The 14375-nt window shown below is 65.3% G+C and carries 15 protein-coding genes; 8 read left to right on the plus strand and 7 right to left on the minus strand.

From position 1 onward, the window contains the following. Nucleotide 1: 1 nt before the first annotated feature. The 4 genes from rnc to recO are packed head-to-tail and all read left to right on the plus strand — an operon-like array spanning nucleotide 2 to nucleotide 2754. Nucleotides 2-691 carry a ribonuclease III gene (gene rnc / locus V6590_RS04240; protein ID WP_335420855.1) on the plus strand — a complete coding sequence of 230 codons (690 nt, stop codon included), beginning with the start codon at nucleotides 2-4 and terminating at the stop codon, nucleotides 689-691. Next, on the plus strand, nucleotides 684-1595 hold the full coding sequence (gene era, locus V6590_RS04245) for a GTPase Era (RefSeq protein ID WP_335420047.1): 912 nt from the start codon (nucleotides 684-686) through the stop codon (nucleotides 1593-1595). Before rnc ends, era begins: the two co-directional genes overlap by 8 nt. A gap of 21 nt (nucleotides 1596-1616) precedes the next feature. Beyond that, nucleotides 1617-1952, plus strand: coding sequence for a DUF1491 family protein (locus tag V6590_RS04250; protein WP_335420051.1), 336 nt, complete (start codon nucleotides 1617-1619; stop codon nucleotides 1950-1952). A gap of 55 nt (nucleotides 1953-2007) precedes the next feature. After that, nucleotides 2008-2754 carry a DNA repair protein RecO gene (gene recO / locus V6590_RS04255; protein ID WP_335420054.1) on the plus strand — a complete coding sequence of 249 codons (747 nt, stop codon included), beginning with the start codon at nucleotides 2008-2010 and terminating at the stop codon, nucleotides 2752-2754. Here the strand turns inward: recO and V6590_RS04260 are convergent. From V6590_RS04260 to V6590_RS04285, 6 genes are all read right to left on the minus strand, one after another. Continuing rightward, nucleotides 2751-4718, minus strand: coding sequence for an AsmA family protein (locus tag V6590_RS04260; protein ID WP_335420056.1), 1968 nt, complete (start codon nucleotides 4716-4718; stop codon nucleotides 2751-2753). The genes recO and V6590_RS04260 overlap by 4 nt on opposite strands. A gap of 113 nt (nucleotides 4719-4831) precedes the next feature. Then, complete coding sequence (locus V6590_RS04265) at nucleotides 4832-5392, minus strand: isochorismatase family protein (RefSeq protein ID WP_335420059.1); 561 nt, start codon at nucleotides 5390-5392, stop codon at nucleotides 4832-4834. Next, nucleotides 5389-5886, minus strand: a complete 498-nt coding sequence (locus V6590_RS04270) for a DUF1993 domain-containing protein (RefSeq protein WP_335420061.1) — start codon at nucleotides 5884-5886, stop codon at nucleotides 5389-5391. The genes V6590_RS04265 and V6590_RS04270 overlap by 4 nt, the downstream gene beginning before the upstream one ends. Nucleotides 5887-6020: 134 nt before the next feature. Beyond that, nucleotides 6021-6947 (minus strand): ornithine carbamoyltransferase, encoded by a 927-nt coding sequence (argF, locus tag V6590_RS04275; protein WP_335420063.1) that lies wholly within the window; start codon nucleotides 6945-6947, stop codon nucleotides 6021-6023. 135 nt (nucleotides 6948-7082) lie between these two features. Then, a complete protein-coding gene (locus tag V6590_RS04280) occupies nucleotides 7083-8279 on the minus strand; it encodes an aspartate aminotransferase family protein (RefSeq protein WP_335420067.1) in 1197 nt (398 codons plus the stop codon). Between the two features lie 345 nt (nucleotides 8280-8624). Beyond that, nucleotides 8625-8864: a DUF8831 family protein gene (locus tag V6590_RS04285; RefSeq protein WP_335420070.1), complete on the minus strand. Its 240-nt coding sequence runs from the start codon at nucleotides 8862-8864 to the stop codon at nucleotides 8625-8627. A gap of 146 nt (nucleotides 8865-9010) precedes the next feature. Here V6590_RS04285 and V6590_RS04290 point away from each other — a divergent pair, with 146 nt between their 5' ends. Beyond that, nucleotides 9011-9784 carry a M48 family metallopeptidase gene (locus tag V6590_RS04290; RefSeq protein ID WP_335420073.1) on the plus strand — a complete coding sequence of 258 codons (774 nt, stop codon included), beginning with the start codon at nucleotides 9011-9013 and terminating at the stop codon, nucleotides 9782-9784. A 66-nt stretch (nucleotides 9785-9850) separates the two neighbouring features. Beyond that, entirely contained in the window at nucleotides 9851-10102 is a 252-nt protein-coding gene (locus V6590_RS04295) for a DUF6455 family protein (RefSeq protein ID WP_335420075.1), read from the plus strand. Nucleotides 10103-10118: 16 nt separating this feature from the next. On the opposite strand, the gene V6590_RS04300 is transcribed toward V6590_RS04295, so the two are convergent. Next, nucleotides 10119-11384 carry a Hint domain-containing protein gene (locus V6590_RS04300; protein WP_335420079.1) on the minus strand — a complete coding sequence of 422 codons (1266 nt, stop codon included), beginning with the start codon at nucleotides 11382-11384 and terminating at the stop codon, nucleotides 10119-10121. Between the two features lie 272 nt (nucleotides 11385-11656). Here V6590_RS04300 and V6590_RS04305 point away from each other — a divergent pair, with 272 nt between their 5' ends. Together V6590_RS04305 and rimO are read left to right on the plus strand one after the other, a co-directional pair. After that, nucleotides 11657-12817, plus strand: coding sequence for an MFS transporter (locus tag V6590_RS04305; protein WP_335420082.1), 1161 nt, complete (start codon nucleotides 11657-11659; stop codon nucleotides 12815-12817). 100 nt (nucleotides 12818-12917) lie between these two features. Then, the gene (gene rimO, locus V6590_RS04310) at nucleotides 12918-14312 is read left to right on the plus strand and encodes a 30S ribosomal protein S12 methylthiotransferase RimO (RefSeq protein ID WP_434063226.1); all 1395 of its coding nucleotides are present in this window, start codon (nucleotides 12918-12920) and stop codon (nucleotides 14310-14312) included. Nucleotides 14313-14375: the final 63 nt, after the last annotated feature.

Genomic DNA, 14375 nt, shown 5'->3' on the forward strand with positions numbered 1-14375 from the left:
CGTGAAACTGGCGGCTGATCTACAGGCGTTCGAACAGAAACTGGGCCACCGCTTTCGTGACCCCAGCCTTCTGGTGCAGGCGGTCACGCATTCGTCGCTGTCATCGGCCACGCGGCCCGACAATCAGCGGCTGGAATTTCTGGGCGACAGGGTTCTGGGGCTGGCCATGGCCGAAGCCCTGCTGCAGGCCGATATGGCTGCGGCAGAGGGCCAGCTTGCGCCGCGCTTCAACGCATTGGTGCGCAAGGAAGCCTGTGCGGATGTGGCGCGCGAGATCGGTCTGGGCGAAGTGCTGAAGCTGGGCCGGTCGGAAATGCTGTCCGGGGGGCGCCGCAAGGAGGCGCTTCTGGGCGATGCGATGGAAGCGGTGATTGCCGCCGTATATCTGGATGCGGGATTTGACGCTGCCCGTGCTATCGTGCGTCAATTGTGGGGCCCCCGGATCGGCCGGGTGGAGCAGGATGCGCGGGACGCCAAGACCGCGCTGCAGGAATGGGTGCAGGCGCGTGGCCAGCAGCCGCCCAGCTATACGGCGCTTGGCCGCAGCGGGCCGGATCACCAGCCGGTCTTTACGGTAGAGGTGCGGCTGACTTCGGGCGAAAGCGAACAGGCGCAGGCTGGCACGAAACGCGCGGCGGAACAGGCCGCAGCAAAAGCGCTTCTGGCGCGGATGGAGGGCCGAAATGGCTGAGACGAAAGCGGGTTTCGTGGCATTGATCGGCGAGCCCAATGCCGGCAAATCCACGCTGTTGAACCGGATGGTGGGTGCCAAGGTGTCGATCGTCACCCACAAGGTGCAGACCACGCGGGCACGGATCCGGGGCGTCTGCATGGAAGGGGACACGCAGATTGTCTTCGTCGATACGCCCGGCCTGTTCCGCCCGCGGCGGCGGCTGGACCGTGCGATGGTGGCGGCTGCCTGGGGCGGGGCGACCGATGCCGACATCATCGTCCTGCTGATCGAAGCTCATCGCGGCCTGACCGAAGGCGTCGCCGCCATCATTGACACGATCCGCGACCGGATTCCGCGCGGGCAGCGGGTGGCGCTGGCCATCAACAAGATCGACCGGGTCAAGGCCGAAACCCTGCTGGCCCTGTCGGCCCGGCTGAACGAGGCCTATCCCTTTGCCGAAACCTTCATGATTTCGGCGGAAAAGGGTTATGGCGTGGACAAGCTGCGCAGCTGGCTGGCCGAAGAACTGCCCAGCGGCCCCTGGTTCTATCCCGAAGACCAGATCGCCGATCTGCCCATGCGCATCATCGCCGCCGAAATCACCCGCGAAAAGCTGACCCTGCGCCTGCATGAGGAACTGCCCTACCAGCTGACGGTGGAAACCGAAAAATGGGAAGATCGCGAAGACGGCACGACGCGGATCGACCAGATCATCTATGTCGCGCGGGATGGCCACAAGGGCATCGTGCTGGGGTCAAAGGGCGAAACGGTCAAGGCCATCGGTCAGGCCGCCCGGGCTGATATTTCCGAATTCATCGGCCGCACGGCCCATCTGTTCCTGCAGGTGAAGGTGCGTCCGAACTGGCTGGATGAACCCGAGCGCTATTCGGAAATGGGTCTTGATTTCAAGGATGGCGACTGAACCGCGCGTTAGGGGGGCGGCATGCAACCGCGTCTGGCCAGCGGGCTTTGGGTCTCGGCCTATCTGGCGCGGTTGCGGCTGGAAGGCATTCCGGTTTTCCTGACAGCACGGGGTGACGATACCGCCGGGGCGGTGATCGTGAAATGCGCCACGCTGGACGGGCAGGCCCGCGCCCTGCAGCGCAGCTATGATTTCGCCCGCGATGCCCGCATCTGGATGGTGCTGGCCGAAGGGGCCGAGGCGGATGTGGATCAGGCCATCCGCACCGCCCGCAAGCATGACCCCGATCTCTGGGTGCTGGAAATCGAAGATCGCGCCGGGCGCACGTTGCTGGAGGATCCGGGCCTGGACGGCTGATCCGGGGACAGAATGGCCCCATTGCCTAAGGCCGCGCTCCGTCGGATGGTGACGCATGGAATGGACGGATTCTGGCACAGTGATCGGCGCGCGCCTGCATGGCGAAACTTCGGCGATCATCGAGGTCTTCACGGCGGAACATGGCCGTCAGGCGGGCATGGTGCGCGGCGGCGCGTCGCGCAAGATGGTGGCCATGCTGCAGCCGGGCAGTGAAGTGCAGGTGGTCTGGCGGGCGCGGCTGGATGAACATCTGGGCAGCTTCAGCGTAGAACCACTGCGCAGCCGTGCCGCCCTGCTGGAGGATCGGTCTGGGCTTGCCGGGTTGAACGCGGTCTGTGCCATGTTGCGGATGGCGTTGCCGGAACGCGATCCGCATCCGGGTCTGTTCCGGACCACAACGGCCCTGCTTGCCGCGATGGAGGCCGGACGCCCGGCTGCCGCCGGTGATATGCCGGATTGGGCGGGGCAGTATCTGCGATGGGAACTGGCCTTGTTGGAAGATGCCGGCTTTGCGCTGGATCTGGGGCGCTGCGCGGTCACCGGCAGCCGCGAAGATCTGGCCTATGTCAGCCCGCGCACAGGGCGGGCTGTCAGTCGGGCCGGGGCCGGGGAATGGGCCGACCGGCTGCTGCCGCTGCCTCAGGCCTTGTTGGGGCAGGGGCCTGTCACGGCGCTTGATCTGCAACAAGGGTTGGCGCTGACCAGGCATTTCCTGACCCGGGCCTTTGCGCCGCTGCGTCCGAGCCTTGCCCTGCCGGATGCGCGTAACCGGCTGGTGGCCCTGCTGGATCGCGCGACCTAGTTGCCGTTCAAGATCCGGTCCAGCACGCGGCCGGTTTCCTCTTGCACCGCCTCTTCCAGACGCCGTTTGGCAGCATCTTCCAGCGTTTCTCCGGCTTCGGGTGTGACGCCCAGCTTGTTGCGCGCCAGTTCCTCCAACCGGGCCTTGGCCTGTTCCTCGGCGCGCTGCCGTTCGGTCGCCAGTCGCTGTTCGGCCAGCCATTCCAGATCCAGCCGGATTTTCGGATCGGCCCATGGCCCGCGGATCAAGACCGGCACTTCGGCCCCGCCTGTGCCGTCGTCGCGGGGCAAGAGGCGCGGCAGGAGCCGCAGATCCAGCGCTTGCGCCCCGAGATCGATCGTTCCCGCCCCCGTCGCCTGCAGCAGCGGGGCGGCCAGCAGCAGATCGTCGCTGCGCAGAACACCATCGGCCATGGCAAAACCGAAGCTCAGATTGTCGAACACCGTCTTGGCGCCCTCGCCGACATAGCCCGGGTCCATGCTGCGCAACATGCCTGCAATATCCAGCCCGATCATCTCGCCCTTGCCGAGCGCCAGCTTCCCTTCGCCCGACAGGCTGGCCATGATCGCGGCCAGACTGTCGCCCACGCCCAGAAACTTGACCGCCAGATCGCCTTGGCCCACCAGCCGGTCAAACCCTGCAAGATCCCGCCCCAGCGGCTGCATCTGCAATCCGGCAAAGCGCAGATCGCCCCCGACCGACAGGCCCTTGCGGGCATTGATCACGAATTGGCCGGTGATGTTGCCGCCATAGGCCTCGGCCTCTTCCAGCCGGATTACCGCCCGGCCCTGATCGATCACCAGCCGGGCCTTGGTGGGGCCTAACTGTCCGATCCCCAGATCGGCAGCCCCAAGGGCCAGCGCGATATCGGCATCGAAGCCATGCAGCGCGCCTGCGTCAATCGGGGTGGACGACCAGCCCGCCCCCGCAGCGGCATCTGGGGCAGGATCGCCCTTGCCGCGTGGCAGGGTCAGCGACGGGATCGCCAGTTGCGCCACCAGTTTCGGGCGATCCTTGCCCGGCACAAGGTCAAGATCGCCCTTCACCACCTGATCATCCGCGGTGATTTCGGCCCCGCGCAGCAACCAGCCGCCATTGTCGGCGCGGGTCAGCCCGGTTTTCACCGTCAGGCTGCGCGCGCCCAGACCTTCGGGCAGGTCGGGCGCCGTGGTGCCTGCCAGTGCTGCAAGGGCCGCCAGATCGGACAGATCGCCCTCCAGATCGCCTTCCACCGCCAGGGGCGCAAACCCTGCAATGCCCGAAAATCCCAGCCGTGCCCGACCCGCACCAAGGTTCAGCGCAAGGCTGACGGTCTTGCCGTCCAGAAAGGCCGCGAATTCGGCGATTTCCGCCCCCAGATCGACCGCTTGCCCGCGCAGGGTGCCACGGGCGGCCAGTGTCACGCTGCCCATCGGATCGGGGATCGCGGTTTCCAGATCAAGCGCCGTCACGTCCCATGTCTGACCGCTGCCTTCATCGGCAAAGCTGATGCGCCCGCCATGCAGAATGGCCCGGTCAAGCCGGGCGGCAAACCCCTGCGACGCGGCCTCAGGTGCGGGGGTATCTTCCGGCGTTTCGGCCAGCTTCAGCTCCCAGTTCACCGCCCCATCGGCGCGGCGTTCCAGCATCAGCACCGGATCGACCAGTTCCACCCCGGTGATGTGCAGATCGCCCGAAATCAGCGCCGCCAGCGAAAGCCGGATATCCAGCGCCTTGGCCGTCATCAGCGCCGGTGCCTTGCCCCAATCGGCATTGGCCAGCGTAACCGGCCCGGTGCGCACCCCGATCACCGGCCAGACCGAAGGTTGCACCGGCTCGGCAATGTCGATCCTGCGACCGGTGGCCTTTTCGAATTCGCGTTCTGCCAGATCGATCAGCCCATCCTTGGGCATGAGAAAGATCATCAGCGCCAGCAGCATGACCAGCACCAGAACCGAGGCCAAGGCCCGCATCAGCCAGCGCATCCTGCACTCTCCCTTGCCCGTTTGGCGGAATCATGCCGTGCAGGGGGGCGGGGCGCAAGGGGCGGGGGATCACTTCCCCGCCGTCATGGGCAGCGGATTGCCAAGGCGCGGCGTCAGGCCCCGATCATGCGGGCCAGTGTTGCCCCCGGGGCCACCGTCGCGAAATCCGCGGCCAGCAGCGCCAGCGTGCTGCGGGCCACCATTTCCGCCCCGATGCCGCCCTGACCATCATGGGTATCAATCCCGAAGCTGAACAACGCATCTTCTGCCAGAAGGACAGAAAAACCCAGATCGCTGGCCGCCCGCACACTGGAATTGACGCAAAACCCGGTGACTGCACCGCAGATCACCAGCCGGTCAATGCCTGCCCGCCGCAAATGCGCATCAAGACCGGTGCCCGCAAAGGCCGAAGATCCGGATTTGAAGATCACGGCCTCGCCCGGTGCGGGGCTGGCACAGGCCATGGCCTGACCGGATGGCAGGTCGCGCCGGAAGGGCGAAGCCGGGTCGGCATCATCGTGATGCACATGCACGACGGGCCAACCTTTGGTGCGAAACAGCGCCAGAAGCTCGGTCACCCGATCCTCGGCCCCGCCGGGCCAGGGGACACGCCCCCCGGCGATGCGGTTGGCCACCTCTTGCTGCAGGTCGATGAGCAGAAGGGCGGTGGTCATGCGGCACCCATGTAATCGCGTTTGCCGATCACCACGCCGTTGTGGCGCAGGATGTTATAGGCAGTGGTCAGATGGAAATGCAGCTGTGGCGTGGCAAAGATGGACAGGAAGTCTGCGCCTGACATCTGCATCTCTTGCCCCCCGGCGGGGAAGGTGATCACGCGCTCTGCCGCGTCCTGGAACCGGGCAGGGTCAAACCCCGCGATGTAGGCGCGGGCGGTGCGGATACGGTCCTGCAATTCGGCAAAGCTGGTTTCGGTGTCAGGAAAGCTGCGCGGGGGTTCACCGGCCAATCGCGCGCAGGCCCGGGCCGCGAAATCGCAGGCAAGCTGCACCTGCCGCGTCAGGGGGAACATGTCGGGGTAAAGCCGGAACTGCAACAGGGCCTCGGGCGGGATTTTTCCCGCGGCGCAATGGGCTTCGGCCTTGGCAAGAATGGCGGCCAATGCGCCAAGAGAACGGTCGAAAGCCAGAACGGATTGGGCGTGAATCACCGGGACACTCCTTTTGCGGTTCGCCGGGCAGCCTTGCACAGCAATCAGGCGAGACCAAGTGCAGCGCGCCGGTTGGAGAAATGTCGGGCCGGGGGCAGAGGCAGCGCCGCCCCCGGCAGGATCAAGGACGGAGATCAGACGCCAAGGCACCAGCGCATGATGGCCTTTTGCGCATGCAGGCGGTTTTCGGCCTCGTCGAAGATCACCGAATGCGGGCCGTCCATCACGGCGCTGGTGGCTTCGTCATTGCGATGCGCGGGCAGGCAATGCATGAACAGCGCATCGGGCTTGGCGCGGGCCATCAGGGTTTCATTCACCTGATAGGGGCGCAGCTGGTTGTGGCGGCGTTCCTTGGCGCTTTCGGGATCATGCATGCTGACCCAAGTGTCGGTCACCACCAGATCGGCGCCATCGACCGCCTTGAACGGGTCACGTTCCACCTGCACCTTCACCCCCTTGGACCGGGCAAAGCCCAGCCATTCCGCCTCTGGATCCAGGGTCTGCGGGCCGGTGAAGGTGAAATCAAAGCCGAACTGGCCCGCCGCATGCAGGAAGCTGGCGGCGACATTGTTGCCATCGCCGCACCAGACCACCTTGCGCCCGGCAATCGGGCCGCGATGTTCTTCATAGGTCATCACATCGGCCATGATCTGGCAGGGATGGGTGCGGTTGGTCAGGCCGTTGATCACCGGCACATCGGAATATTCGGCCATTTCCTGCAAGGTAGCTTCTTCAAACGTGCGGATCATGATGAGATCGACGTAGCGCGACAGCACCCGGGCGGTATCGGCGATGGTCTCGCCATGGCCCAGCTGCATCTCCTTGCCGGACAGGACCATGGTTTCGCCGCCCATCTGGCGCACGCCCACGTCGAAGGACACACGGGTACGGGTCGAAGGCTTTTCGAAGATCAGCGCGACCATCCGGCCCTTGAGCGGCTGTTCGTCATCCGGGGTGCCCTTGGGGCGGCCGTTGCGGGCGGCCTTCATCGCATGGGCGCTGTCGATCATCTGCCGCAGGTCGGGGGCGGCGGTGGTATGGATATCGAGAAAATGGGTCATCTGTTCTGTCTTTTGTCTGTGCGGCGGATCGCCGGGGGCTGCCTGCCCCCGGACCCCCGGGGATGTTTTCACCAAGATAAAGGCAGAAATTCGGGTCGTCGCGCGGCCCGGTCGCCGCGTTCGCGCAAGACGGGATCAGGCCGTGGCATCGGCTGCAACCTTTGCTTCCACCTGTGTTGCTGCGGCATCAAGCCGTTTCAGCGCCTCGGCGATATCGGCGTCGGGGATGTTCAGGGCGGGCAGCAGGCGCAGGCAATTGTCAGCCGCCGCGATGGTCAGGACCTGGGCATCATAGCCCGCCTTGACCAGATCGGTATTGGCGGCCCGGCATTTCAGCCCGATCATCAACCCCTGACCGCGGACGTTTTCGAAGACCAGAGGATGGGCGGCGACCAGTGCCTCCAGCCCCTGACGGAACAGGGCTGCCTTGCGGTTGACTTCCGCCAGAAAGGCGGGATCGGCGGCAATGGTCATGACGGTTGCGCCGATGGCGCAGCCCAGCGGGTTGCCGCCATAGGTTGAACCATGGGTGCCTGCCACCATGCCGGCGGCGGCGGCTTCGGTTGCCAGAACGGCGCCCAGCGGGAAGCCACCGCCGATGCCCTTGGCCACCATCATGATATCAGGGGTGACGCCGGCCCATTCATGCGCGAACAGCCGCCCTGTGCGCGCCACGCCGCATTGCACCTCGTCAAACACCAGTAGCGCGCCGGTTTCGTCGCAGAGCCGACGCATCTCGCGCAAGAGCGCATCGGGGACGACGCGGATGCCACCTTCCCCCTGGATCGGTTCGATCATCACGGCGGCGGTCCGGTCGCTGATCGCGGCGCGGAAGGCCTCCAGATCGCCGAAGGGCAATTGCCGGAAGCCCGGCATCAGCGGGCCAAAGCCCTTGACCATCTTTTCCGACCCGGCCGCAGCGATGGCGGCGGTCGAGCGGCCATGGAAGGCGCCGTCAAATGTCAGGATTTCGATCCGGTCGGGATCACCTTTTTCATACCAGTATTTCCGCACCATCTTGACCGCCAGTTCGGCGGTTTCGGTGCCCGAATTGGTGAAGAACACCGTATCGGCAAAGGTCTGATCCACCAGCAACTGCGCCAGTTTTTCCTGTTCGGGAATCCGGTACACATTGGACACGTGCCAGAGCTTGCCCGCCTGTTCGGTGATCGTGGCCACCAGTTCCGGCGCGGCATGGCCCAGCGTGTTCACCGCAATGCCCGCACCAAGATCAAGATAGCGGCGGCCATCTTCGGCGATGAGCCAGCTGCCCTCGCCTTTCACAAAGGCAAGGGGCGCGCGGTTATAGGTCGGCAGAACGGCAGGGATCATGATGTCTTCCTTGCAAGGCGGTGCCACAGGGGTGCCAAAGGCAGGCGGGCATGTCAACGAAAGGTGGGGGGGGCCGGTATCCGGCCGGGATCGCAGGCGTGCGGGCTCAGGCGCCGAAGGAACGGCGTCGGGGCAGCGCAGCAAAGGGGCGGGCCAGTGCGATCATGACAGAGCCTGTAGCGCGGGATTGGGGGTGAGGTAAAGCTTCAAAATGGGTGTATTGAAAAAACATAATGTCGTCTTGATCGGTATTCTGCCGTTTTGGGCAATGATACCTGCCGAAATGGGCATGTTGCAGGTGTTGCAAGCTAGCGGCTTCCCTGTCCGGTCAGCGTCCAGTCTCGATCAGCGCGGGCGGCTTTCCAGCCGGTAGCTGCCTTCCGGCAGATCCAGCGCTGCCATCAGATCGCGCAGTTGCGCCATCGACAGGGTGATGGTCTGCGGCTCTTCGGTCACCGGATGCAGTTGCTCCAGCGTGATGCAATCGTCGAAGGCCGAGATGGTGATATCCTCCATCAGCCCGTCGTGGCCTTCGTCGATCAGGGTGATCACGGTGGCGTCAAAATCGTGTTCGATGGTAAACATGGGATCAGGCTAGCCTTGGCCCCCCCACCGGTGCAATCACAATCTGCGGATCACAAACCGGCGATGGTGGGGCGCTCTATCGCAGGCCCCCTTTTCGTGCCGCAGGGCAGGCCCTAAACTGTCGCAAAACAGGGCAGGAGCGGCAGATGGGGTTGATGCGTCAGGATCGGGCACAGCGCGCGCGCGCGGTCGTGGCGGCGGTTCTGGCCGCAGGGATGACCGCTGGCTGTGTGCCCAGCACTGCACCCGGGCTTGACCCCTTGCCACAGCCTGCGGTGCCGGTCACCAGACCGGGCGTCCCGCCGGTGTTGCCGCCAGCGCAGGCGGCGCAGAATTTCGTCAGCGTCGTGCAGCGGGTAGAGCCGGTGGCCGAGGCGATCTGCCGGGAAAGAAGCCGGGGACGAATGAATTGCGATATCGAGATCGTGATCGACAAGCGCCCGAACCTGCCGCCCAATGCCTTTCAGACCGAAGACAATCTGGGGCGGCCGGTGGTGGGCTTTACCCTGTCGCTGATTGCGGATGCCCGCAACGCCGATGAAATCGCCTTTGTGCTGGGCCATGAGGCAGCGCATCACATCTCCGGCCATTTGCCGCGTCAACAGCAGACGGCAACCACCGGGGCACTTCTGGGCACCTTGCTGGGGCAGGCAACGGGGGCAGATCCGGCGGCGCTGCAGCAGTTGCAGGAATTGGGGGCGACCGTAGGCGCGCGGCGCTTTTCCAAGGAATTCGAACTGGAGGCCGATGCACTTGGCGCCGAAATTGCCTTTCGTGCCGGATATGATCCTGTCCGGGGCGCGGGGTTCTTTGCCCGCCTGCCAGACCCGGGGGATCAATTCCTGGGCAGCCATCCACCAAACGCGCAGCGGCAGGCGCAGGTCGCGGCGGTGGTCGCGCAGCTGCGTCGCAGCTATTGATTCAGGTCAAGGAAGACTGCGGCCCGCGCCTCCATCCTGCACAAGGGGGTAAAGCGAGGCGAGAAGATGATCGGATATGTCGAGGCCCCGAAGGCCTGGTGGCTGACCCATGGCATGGCGCGTCGGGCAGGGGTCAGTCTGCCGCAGGCCGTGACAGACGGATGGCTCAAGCGCAGTGAACTGGCCTGTCTGATTGCACGCTGTCAGGCCTGCGGGTCCGAGAGTGATTGCACCAACTGGCTGGCGGTTCCGGGGCCTTCGCTGCCCGAGTTCTGCTGCAACAAGGCTGAAATCGAGGCTTTGGCACCGCCGCGCTGACGGGGCCGCAACACGGTCAGGCCGCCCGCAACCGGGGTGCTTGTGCTTTGATGCGCGACCGGGTCATGAAACCGCACAGAACGCGCGCCTCATGCGGTTTCAAGACCCGCCGTGCCATGGGCTGCCGGGCCAGCCAGTCAAGCTGGCCATCCGGCAGACAGCGCTGCAGGTCGGCCACCTGCCGTGAAGGCAGGTCGGCCAGCGCCTGCGGCCCGGGATAAAGGCTTTCGGCCCCGGCCCCTTCGGCGTTCAGCACATGATGCCGTCCCAGCAACAGATGGTGATAGCCCAGCCGACGCGGCACGGTTTCCTGCCGGATGCCGGGCAATGCCAGCAGATCGCGCGCAGCCACCAGTACTTCGGGCACATCGAACAGCATCTCGCAGGCCGGATGCGCGACCAGCAGCAGATGCCGGGGGGAAACGCTCAGCGGTGCGTGATCGCCCAGCACCCCGGCCTCGACCCGGACGGGCAGGGCCGCCCCGCTTGCCAGAACCGATTCCCCACCGGCCCAGAGCAACGGTTGCGCCCCGGCATCGCGGGTCAGCACCAGATCGCCCGCCCGCAGATCCTCGACCGGGCGGGGGCCTTCCGGGGTCGCGATCCGCGTGCCCGTCACGAAACAGACCGGGCGGCCATTCAGGAACCGGGTCGACCAGACGCCATTGGGATCATTCGGGTCCAGCTGCGCATTCGGGTAACCGGTGATTGCCGTGGCATTGCCGGACCCTGGCAGCACGAAATCCTGCCCAGCACCATCGGTCATCCCGGCCTGGGCCACGCCAAAGCCACCATTGGCCCATTGGATCTGCTGATAGATGAAATCGACTTCGAAATTGCCGTCTTGCGTATGTTCCAGCACCAGCTGAAAGGTATTGCGCGCGGTGGTGCTGCCCGAATAGGGCCGCACCCCCAGCCATGTGATCGTCACCTTGCCGCTGGCCGGATCCAGATCCCAATAGATGTTGTTGGTGCCGGTGGCCGTGCCCGAGGTGATGTTCACATCCGACCAGAACACCGCGATGGCCGGATAGGGCAAGTTCTGGATCGGGGTCGGGGTATAGGATGTCTGCGGCCCGCCAAAGGTGATGAGCCCGTTCGTATTGATGTAGATCGACGTGTAATTGGTGCCGAAATAGCTGATGCCCTGCGACCCGAAGACCGAGGTGATGTTCACCTGGATCGCGCCGTCATCGTAATTGCCCGACGTGAGGGGCGTGCCGCGGAAGCTGCCCTCGCCCACACCTTGCGGGCCGCCTAGTCCTGTTGTGATCGTCGCCATATCAGGCACCGTCAGTTTCCGCTACGGAAACCGTTCTGCGTGGGAATCTGGCCTGACCCGCGGCCAGATCACGGCAATTTTGCGAAAATTGAAACGGTAGGGGGTGGTGGCAGTCATTGTTCTCAGCTTGGCCCCTGCCGTGGCATGGGACGGTTCAAGGCTGCCGACCGGTTTCACCTGTCATGCGTTGCAACAAAGCTTGACCGCCGGGGTCTGGGAAGGGTGGCAAAAAACCGCTATGTCAGCCTTCAAACCGCTTTGAAGGCTGGATCATGCGCCCGACCCCCTTGCAATCGCGCCGTGCTGTCGCCGCGATGTTTCTTGCCAATGGCTTTACCATGGGGGCCTGGGCCCCGCAGATCCCGCCGCTGCTGCCCCGCCATGGCATTGGCGAGGCGGTGCTGGGCCTGTTGATCCTTGGGCTTGGCATCGGGGCGGTCGGGGCGATGCTCATGTCCGGGCGGCTGATTTCCCGTTTCGGGTCGCGCCCGGTGCTGCGGGGCTTTGCCCTGGCGGTGATCCCGATGCTGCCGATGGTGGTGCTGGCCCCGTCATTGCCATTGCTGGCCCTGGCCATGGTGGTCTTTGGCGCGACGATCGGTTGCATGGATGTGGCGATGAACGCGCAGGCGGTTGAGGTGGAACGTGCCCTTGGCCGGGCCATCATGTCGTCGTCCCACGGGTTCTGGAGCCTGGGCGGCTTTGTCGGCGGGGCGGCGGGGGGCTGGGTGCTGGCCCATTGGGGCGGCACGTTGCAGGCGCTGGTGGCAGCGGGGATCGTGGCGGCGCTGGTATTCTGGGCCATGCCTCGCCTGATGGATGTTCCGCCTGTGCCACCTGAACCCGGGGCCGCGCCGGTCCGGATTGTGCCGCGGGATCCTGCGCTATGGCTGCTGGGGATCATGGCGTTGCTCTGCATGGTGCCGGAAGGCGCGGTCATGGATTGGGGTGCGCTCTTTCTGGGCAAGGAGTTGGGGGCTGGGCCATCGCAGGCCGCACTTGGCTTTGCCTTCTTTGCCGGAGCAATGGCGATAGTGCGCTTTGCGGGCGATGCGCTGCGCAACCGCTTTGGTGCCGTGCGCACGCTGCGCGCCTCGGCCGGGTTGGCGGCCGCAGCATTGCTGGCCGCCGCCTTTGCCCCCGATGCGCCGTTGGCGATCCTTGCCTTTGCCGTGGCAGGGTTGGGCATTGCCAATACCGTGCCAGTGCTGTTTTCCGCTGCGGGCAATCATCCCGGCCTGCCGCCGGGGGCCGCGCTGTCCACGGTCACCATGGTGGGCTATGCCGGGATATTGGTCGCGCCTTCGACCATCGGGTTCGTGGCCGAACATCTGGGGTTCCGCCAGACCTGGGCCGCGCTGGCGCTGTGCCTTGTGCTGGTCACCCTGCTTGCCGGTCGGGCGGCGGCGGCGGATGATCTGCGCCGGGCGTGATCGCGCCCCCGCCCTTTTGCGCCTTCGCCCTTCTCTGCCGCCATGCTTTCGCGTATAGGCCGCAGGCCGCCCCTTGCGCTTCACCGGATCGAGCTTGCCCATGTCCAGCCAGAACCCGCCCAATCTTCGCCCCGATCTTGCCCGCGCCATCGTACCAGATGCCCGGCGCGAAGGGCAGCCGACGATCGGCATGGTCAGCCTTGGCTGCCCCAAGGCGCTGGTGGACAGCGAGCGCATCCTCACGCGCCTGCGCGCCGAAGGCTATGCGATCAGCCCCGATTACAAGGGCGCCGATGCGGTGATCGTGAACACCTGCGGTTTTCTGGACAGCGCCAAGGCCGAAAGCCTGGATGCCATCGGCGAGGCGCTGCGCGAAAACGGCAAGGTGCTGGTCACCGGCTGCCTGGGCGCGGAACCCGAATACATCACCGGCGCCCATCCCAAGGTGCTGGCCGTCACCGGCCCGCATCAATACGAGGCCGTGCTGGATGCCGTTCACAAGGCCGTGCCGCCGCAGCCCGATCCCTTCATCGACCTGCTGCCCGCCAGTGGCGTGAAACTGACGCCGCGCCATTACAGCTATCTCAAGATTTCCGAGGGCTGTAACCACAAGTGCAAATTCTGCATCATCCCCGACATGCGCGGCAAACTGGTCAGCCGCCCGGCCCATGCCGTGCTGCGCGAGGCCGAAAAGCTGGTGCAAGCAGGCGTGCGCGAATTGCTGGTCATCTCGCAAGACACCTCGGCCTATGGCGTGGATCGCAAGCACGATATGGCCAAGTGGAAAGACGGCGAAGTGCGCGCCCATATCACCGATCTGGCGCGCGAGCTGGGCCGTTTGGGCGCGGGCGATGACCTCTGGGTTCGCCTGCATTACGTCTACCCCTATCCGCATGTGCGCGACCTGATCCCGCTGATGGCCGAGGGGCTGGTGCTGCCTTACCTCGACATCCCGTTCCAGCACGCCCACCCCGATACGCTCAAGCGCATGGCCCGGCCTGCGGCAGCGGCGCGGACGCTGGACGAGATCGCCGCCTGGCGCGCCGCCTGCCCGGAGATCACGCTGCGCTCCACCTTCATCGTCGGCTACCCCGGCGAGACCGAGGCGGAGTTCCAGACCCTGCTGGATTGGCTGGACGAGGCGCAGCTCGATCGCGTGGGCTGCTTCCAATACGAAAACGTCGCAGGCGCCCGCAGCAATGATCTGCCCGATCACGTGCCGCCCGAAGTGAAGCAGGAGCGGTGGGAACGCTTCATGGAAAAGGCGCAGGCCATTTCCGAGGCCAAGCTGCAAGCCAAGGTCGGCCAGGTGATTCAGGTGCTGGTCGATGAGGTCGATGACGAAGGCGCCACCTGCCGCACCAAGGCCGACGCGCCCGAGATCGACGGCAACCTGTTCATCGATGAAGGCTTCGAAGGCCTGAACCCCGGCGATTTCGTCACCGTCGAGGTCGAGGAAGCCAGCGATTACGACCTCTGGGGCCGTTTGGTCTGACAGGGGGCGCGGCTGCCCCCTGCAGAAACCCGTTGCCCTTGCGCCCCTTCGCATCCAGCGAAA

The organism is Gemmobacter denitrificans (genome assembly GCF_036964905.1).
Taxonomy (GTDB): domain Bacteria; phylum Pseudomonadota; class Alphaproteobacteria; order Rhodobacterales; family Rhodobacteraceae; genus Gemmobacter; species Gemmobacter denitrificans.

Bases quoted from the DNA above. Each gene is read 5' to 3' on its own strand.
- era (WP_335420047.1), top strand. From the start codon at position 684: ATGGCTGAGACGAAAGCGGGTTTCGTGGCATTGATCGGCGAGCCCAAT.
- V6590_RS04250 (WP_335420051.1), top strand. From the start codon at position 1,617: ATGCAACCGCGTCTGGCCAGCGGGCTTTGGGTCTCGGCCTATCTGGCG.
- recO (WP_335420054.1), top strand. From the start codon at position 2,008: ATGGAATGGACGGATTCTGGCACAGTGATCGGCGCGCGCCTGCATGGC.
- V6590_RS04260 (WP_335420056.1), bottom strand. From the start codon at position 4,718: ATGCGCTGGCTGATGCGGGCCTTGGCCTCGGTTCTGGTGCTGGTCATG.
- V6590_RS04265 (WP_335420059.1), bottom strand. From the start codon at position 5,392: ATGACCACCGCCCTTCTGCTCATCGACCTGCAGCAAGAGGTGGCCAAC.
- argF (WP_335420063.1), bottom strand. From the start codon at position 6,947: ATGACCCATTTTCTCGATATCCATACCACCGCCGCCCCCGACCTGCGG.
- V6590_RS04280 (WP_335420067.1), bottom strand. From the start codon at position 8,279: ATGATCCCTGCCGTTCTGCCGACCTATAACCGCGCGCCCCTTGCCTTT.
- V6590_RS04285 (WP_335420070.1), bottom strand. From the start codon at position 8,864: ATGTTTACCATCGAACACGATTTTGACGCCACCGTGATCACCCTGATC.
- V6590_RS04290 (WP_335420073.1), top strand. From the start codon at position 9,011: ATGGGGTTGATGCGTCAGGATCGGGCACAGCGCGCGCGCGCGGTCGTG.
- V6590_RS04295 (WP_335420075.1), top strand. From the start codon at position 9,851: ATGATCGGATATGTCGAGGCCCCGAAGGCCTGGTGGCTGACCCATGGC.
- V6590_RS04300 (WP_335420079.1), bottom strand. From the start codon at position 11,384: ATGGCGACGATCACAACAGGACTAGGCGGCCCGCAAGGTGTGGGCGAG.
- V6590_RS04305 (WP_335420082.1), top strand. From the start codon at position 11,657: ATGCGCCCGACCCCCTTGCAATCGCGCCGTGCTGTCGCCGCGATGTTT.
- rimO (WP_434063226.1), top strand. From the start codon at position 12,918: ATGTCCAGCCAGAACCCGCCCAATCTTCGCCCCGATCTTGCCCGCGCC.